The 431-nt window shown below is 60.1% G+C and carries 1 protein-coding gene; it reads right to left on the bottom strand.

The annotated features are described in order from the left end of the window. A partial coding sequence (locus BGIM_RS65785) for a hypothetical protein (protein WP_193788966.1) occupies positions 1–189 on the bottom strand: 189 nt, incomplete at its 3' end. Positions 190–431: the final 242 nt, after the last annotated feature.

The following is a 431-nucleotide window of genomic DNA, read 5'->3' as shown; positions in this document are numbered from 1 at the left end:
AAAAAAAAAGCCGATGAGGATGCCGATGCGTTTGGGCGTCCCCTGCGCGGAACCAAGATAGGTCCAGACGGTCAGGCCGACGAGAATGACGGCGCTCGCCCCGAGAAGAATATAACCCGGCGTGTCGTCGGAGGTGATCGGCCTCCACGCCGGTTTCGTCACGAACTGCCAGATGCGTTCGGGTTCCATGAAAAGAATTTTAGCAAAACTCAGAAGCGGGGTGGAGGAAATGCGAAGCCAAGCCCGGCCCTGACGGACCGGTCTGGGTTGGCCGGTCTTTCAGACCGGGCGTTTTTAATGGGAATCATCGCCGGCCCGGATGTGTTGGCGGGCGAAAAACATTCACCCGCCGACGACCCCGGTCTGAAAGACCGGCTAACCCAGACCGGTCCGTCAGGGCCGGGCTTGGCTTCACGGTTGCCGAACATCGG

The sequence above is a fragment of the Zavarzinella formosa DSM 19928 genome, assembly GCF_000255705.1.
Classification (GTDB): domain Bacteria; phylum Planctomycetota; class Planctomycetia; order Gemmatales; family Gemmataceae; genus Zavarzinella; species Zavarzinella formosa.
Note: the sequence above shows the minus strand (reverse complement) of the source record. Positions and strands in the feature narration are given on the sequence as shown.